Source organism: Streptomyces sp. UNOC14_S4, from assembly GCF_020740835.1.
GTDB lineage: Bacteria > Actinomycetota > Actinomycetes > Streptomycetales > Streptomycetaceae > Streptomyces.
Genome location: NZ_JAINFC010000589.1, coordinates 1 through 4,359, shown reverse-complemented (window position 1 = coordinate 4,359; position 4,359 = coordinate 1). Strand labels below are relative to the sequence as shown.

Genomic DNA, 4,359 nt, shown 5'->3' with positions numbered 1-4,359 from the left:
GGGGGACCCCCAGCCCCTAGCGGAACGCATGCCCACAACCGGAAGGTGACGGAATAGCGCACCCCCTCAGGGGCGCGGGGAACTGCGCGACCAGCCACACACGGCCCGCAGCCGCCGACCGGACTCAGGCGGCAGCCCGGTAGACGCCCCACGCCGAGCCGCAGGCTCACGTGGCACCCCGGTGGGCGCGCCCCCGCCCCCGCGGAGCGCGAGGCAACCCGAGCACCCGTTCCGCCACCACATCCCTCTGGATCTCGTTCGCCCCCGCGTAGATCGGCCCCGCCAGGGCGAAGACATAGCCGTCCGGCCACGGAGCAACCGCCTCCTCCGCGCAGGAGGAGAGTTCCCCCTGCGCGCCCAGCACGTCGAGCGCGGCCTCGTGCAGGGCCAGGTCCAGCTCGGACCAGAAAAGCTTCGTGAGGCTCGCCTCCGCCGTACCGGGAGCCCCGGCGGCGAGCCGTCCGGCAACCCCGTACGCGTACAGCCGGTACGCCCGCGCCCGGATCGCCACGTCCGCCACCCGGTCCCGCAGCGCCGTGTCGCGCGGGTCGGCGCGTTCGCGCCACAGGGCCACCAGCCGCCGGGCGGCGGTGAGGTAGCGGCCGGGGCTGCGCAGGGTCAGGCCGCGCTCGTGACCCGCGGTGCTCATGGCGACGGACCAGCCGTTCCCGGGTTCGCCGATGACGTCCTCGGCGGGCACGAACACGTCGTCGAGGAAGATCTCCGCGAAGGCGGGCCTGCCGTCGAGGCGGCCGACGGGCCGGACCGTCACCCCCTGTGCGTCCAGCGGGAACATCACGTACGTCAGCCCGTGGTGCGGCGGCCGCTCCGGGTCCGCGTGGCTGCGGAAGAGGCCGAAGGCCCGGTCGGCGAAGGCGGCCCGCGAGGACCAGGTCTTCTGGCCGCGCAGCAGCCAGCCGCCCCGTACCGGTACGGCCACCGACCGCAGGGAGGCGAGGTCCGAGCCCGCCTCCGGCTCCGACCACGCCTGCGCCCAGACCGTCTCGGCGCGCGCCATCGGCGGCAGCAGCCGGGCCCGCTGCTCCGGTGTGCCGTGGGCGAGGAGGGTGGGGGCGAGGAGGGAGATCCCGTTCTGCGTGACGCGCCCGGGCGCCCCGGCCGCGTAGTACTCCTCCTCGAACAGCAGCCACTCCAGCAGCGAGCGGCCCCGGCCGCCGTACTCCGCGGGCCAGGAGACGGCCGACCAGCGGCCGGCGGCCAGCGTCCGCTCCCACGCCCGGTGTTCGGCGAACCCCTCCCGCGTCTCCAGCGAGCGCGGCGGTGTCCGGGGCACGTGCGCGGCGAGCCACGCGCGGGCCTCCGCGCGGAAGGCCTCCTCCTCCGCAGTGAGCTGAAGGTCCATCAGGCACCGCGCTCCTTCATCGCGCGGACGTCCATGCCGCCGAGGGGGCCGGAGCCCGTCTCGGCGTTGTGGGCGTGCGCGAGGTGGTGGAGCGCGAAGGCCGCGTCGAGCCCGCTGTGCAGACCCTGGAGGTCCTCCGCCTGGTTGACGGCCCGCTTCGCGAGCGCGAGCCCCATGCGGGGCATCTCCGCGATACGGCACGCCAGTTCCTCCGTACGGGCGGCGAGCCCGGCACGCGGCACCACGCGGTTGACCATGCCGAGCTCGTACGCGCGCCGGGCGCTCATCCGGTCGCCGGTGTAGAGGAACTCCTTGGCGATACGCGGCGGCATCACCCACGGGTGGGCGAAGTACTCGACGCCGGGGACGCCCATGCGGACGACGGGGTCGGCGAAGAAGGCGTCCTCGCTCGCTATGATCAGGTCGCACACCCAGGCCAGCATCAACCCGCCCGCCACGCAGGCGCCTTGGACCGCGGCAATCACAGGTTTGGGCAGTTCCCGCCACCGTCGGCACATGCCCAGGTAGATTTCCGACTCGCGGGCGAAGCGGCCCTCCGCACCGGACGTGGCGGAGTGGTCCCACCACAGGCCCGCCCTGCGCGGACGGGGGAGGTGGGCGTCACGCCCGGGAGTGCCGATGTCGTGGCCCGCCGAGAAGTGCTCGCCCGCCCCGGCGAGCACGACGACCCGTACCGCGTCGTCCGCCGCCGCGCGCTGGAAGGCGTCGTCCAGGGCGTAAGTCATCGCGGTGTTCTGGGCGTTGCGCCAGCGCGGCCGGTTCATGGTGACCGTCGCGACCGGGCCCTTCGCCTCGTAACGCACGGTCGGGTCGGCCGTCGGGTCGGCTGCCGGGTCGACTGTCAGGTCAGTGGTCATGCCCATCCTTCCCTAACAAGTGTTTGGTAGGTTAACGTGCCGTCATGAGCAGCGTCGAGGAGTTCCCCACGGAATCCCGCACCGCTTCCCGGCCCTGTCCGCCGGCCTATGTGCCCGGCCATGAACTGCTGACGGGCCGCACCGCCGTCATCACCGCCGCCGCGGGCACCGGCATCGGCGGGGCCGTCGCGCGCCGCTTCCTCGAAGAGGGCGCGCGCGTGGTCCTCGGGGACGCGCACGCCCGGCGCCTGAGGGCCACCGTCGCCGCGCTCCGCGACGGCTTCGGCTCCCGGCAGGTGACCGGCCTGCCCTGCGACGTCACCGACGAGACCCAGGTCGCCGCCCTCTTCGACCTCGCCGAGGAACGGCACGGAACCCTCGACATCGTCGTCAACAACGCGGGCCTCGGCGGCACCGCCGACCTCGTGGAGATGACCGACGAGCAGTGGGACAAGGTCATCGACACCTCCCTGAACGGCACCTTCCGCTGCACCCGCGCGGCCCTGCGCCGGCTGCGCGACCGCGGCCGGCCCGCAGGAGGGGGCGTCGTCGTCAACGTCGCCTCGGTCGCGGGCTGGCGCGCCCAGCGCGGCCAGGCCCACTACGCCGCCGCCAAGGCCGGGGTCATGGCCCTCACCCGCTGCGCGGCCGTCGAGGCCGCCGCCTACGGGGTACGCGTCAACGCGGTCTCGCCGAGCCTCGCCATGCACCCGCACCTGGTCAAGGTCACCACCCCGGAACTGCTCGCCGAGCTGACGGAGCGTGAGCCCTTCGGGCGGCCCGCGGAGCCCTGGGAGGTCGCCAACGTCGTCGTCTTCCTCGCCAGCGGCTACTCCTCGTACATGACGGGGGAGACGGTGTCCGTCAGCAGCCAGCGCGCCTGACCGGGGCGTGCCCGAGAATGACCGGCGTGCCGAACAGCAAGCAGACCGCCGCGAACTCCAACCCCGCCCCCGAACGGCGCCGCGCACTCCTCGCCACCGCCGCCGAGGTCTTCGCCGCCCAGGGCTACGACGCCACCACCGTCCGCAGGATCGCCGACGAGGCCGGCCTCCTCGCGGGCAGCCTCTACTACCACTTCGACTCCAAGGAGTCGATGCTGGACGAGATCCTCTCCGGTTTCCTGGAGGAGCTGTGGACGGGCTACGACGCCGTGCTCGGCGCCGGGCTCGGGCCCCGCGAGACCCTGGAGGCCCTCGTCACCGAGTCCTTCCGCGAGATCGACCGGCACCGCTTCGCCGTCGCCATCTACCAGAAGGAGTCCCGCCGCCTCGCGGACCGGCCGCGCTTCGCCTACCTCGCCGACTCCTGGCGCCGCTTCGAACGGGTGTGGCTCGGCACCCTGGAGCGCGGCGTGGCCGAGCGCGCCTTCCGCGCCGACCTCGACGCCCGGCTCACCTACCGCTTCCTCCGCGACACCGTGTGGGTCGCCGCGTCCTGGTACCGGCCCGGCGGAGCGCACGCGCCCGAGGAGATCGCCCGCCAGTACCTGTCGATGGTCCTGGACGGCATCGCCGTCCGGGAGTGAACCGTAGTCAGCCGTCCCGAGGAGCAGCAGCCATGGCAGCAGAGGCCTACGTCGTCGCAGCGGTCCGCACCCCCGTCGGCAGACGGGGCGGCGGACTGTCCGCCGTCCACCCCGCCGACCTCGGCGCCCATGTGCTGCGGGAGCTGATGGACCGTACGGGCGTGGACCCAGCCGCCGTCGACGACGTCGTCCTCGGCTGCCTCGACGCGGTCGGCCCGCAGGCCGGGGACATCGCCCGGACGAGCTGGCTGGCCGCGGGCCTCCCCGAGGAGGTGCCCGGCGTCACCGTCGACCGGCAGTGCGGCTCGGGCCAGCAGGCCGTGCACTTCGCCGCCCAGGCGGTGCTCTCCGGCACCCAGGACCTCGTCGTCGCGGGCGGCGTGCAGAACATGTCGCAGGTCCCCATCGCCTTCGCCGCCGGGCGGGCCGCCGAGCCGCTGGGCCTCACCGACGGCCCGTACGCCGGGTCGCGCGGCTGGCGGGCCCGCTACGGCGACCGCGTCGTCAGCCAGTTCCACGGCGCCGAGGCGATCGCCGCGCGGTGGGGCATCACCCGCGCGGCCATGGAGGAGTACGCGCTCGCCTCGCAC

5 protein-coding genes are annotated in these 4,359 nt (G+C 74.2%); 3 read left to right on the top strand and 2 right to left on the bottom strand.

What is annotated here, in order from left to right; genetic code table 11:
- Positions 1-166: 166 nt before the first annotated feature.
- Positions 167-1,363 carry an acyl-CoA dehydrogenase family protein gene (locus K6I34_RS32650; RefSeq protein WP_229331653.1) on the bottom strand — a complete coding sequence of 399 codons (1,197 nt, stop codon included), beginning with the start codon at positions 1,361-1,363 and terminating at the stop codon, positions 167-169.
- Complete coding sequence (locus K6I34_RS32645) at positions 1,363-2,241, bottom strand: enoyl-CoA hydratase (RefSeq protein WP_229331652.1); 879 nt, start codon at positions 2,239-2,241, stop codon at positions 1,363-1,365. Before K6I34_RS32645 ends, K6I34_RS32650 begins: the two co-directional genes overlap by 1 nt.
- Positions 2,242-2,285: 44 nt before the next feature.
- Between K6I34_RS32645 and K6I34_RS32640 the strand changes: the two genes are divergently transcribed.
- The 3 genes from K6I34_RS32640 to K6I34_RS32630 all read left to right on the top strand — a co-directional run.
- Positions 2,286-3,125: an SDR family oxidoreductase gene (locus K6I34_RS32640; protein WP_229331651.1), complete on the top strand. Its 840-nt coding sequence runs from the start codon at positions 2,286-2,288 to the stop codon at positions 3,123-3,125.
- A gap of 17 nt (positions 3,126-3,142) precedes the next feature.
- The gene (locus K6I34_RS32635) at positions 3,143-3,769 is read left to right on the top strand and encodes a TetR/AcrR family transcriptional regulator (protein WP_229331650.1); all 627 of its coding nucleotides are present in this window, start codon (positions 3,143-3,145) and stop codon (positions 3,767-3,769) included.
- 32 nt (positions 3,770-3,801) lie between these two features.
- Positions 3,802-4,359, top strand: a 558-nt coding sequence (locus K6I34_RS32630) for a beta-ketoacyl synthase N-terminal-like domain-containing protein (RefSeq protein ID WP_275127207.1), incomplete at its 3' end; no start/stop codon positions are given.

Bases quoted from the DNA above. Each gene is read 5' to 3' on its own strand.
- K6I34_RS32635 (WP_229331650.1), top strand. From the start codon at position 3,143: ATGACCGGCGTGCCGAACAGCAAGCAGACCGCCGCGAACTCCAACCCC.
- K6I34_RS32640 (WP_229331651.1), top strand. From the start codon at position 2,286: ATGAGCAGCGTCGAGGAGTTCCCCACGGAATCCCGCACCGCTTCCCGG.
- K6I34_RS32650 (WP_229331653.1), bottom strand. From the start codon at position 1,363: ATGGACCTTCAGCTCACTGCGGAGGAGGAGGCCTTCCGCGCGGAGGCC.
- K6I34_RS32645 (WP_229331652.1), bottom strand. From the start codon at position 2,241: ATGACCACTGACCTGACAGTCGACCCGGCAGCCGACCCGACGGCCGAC.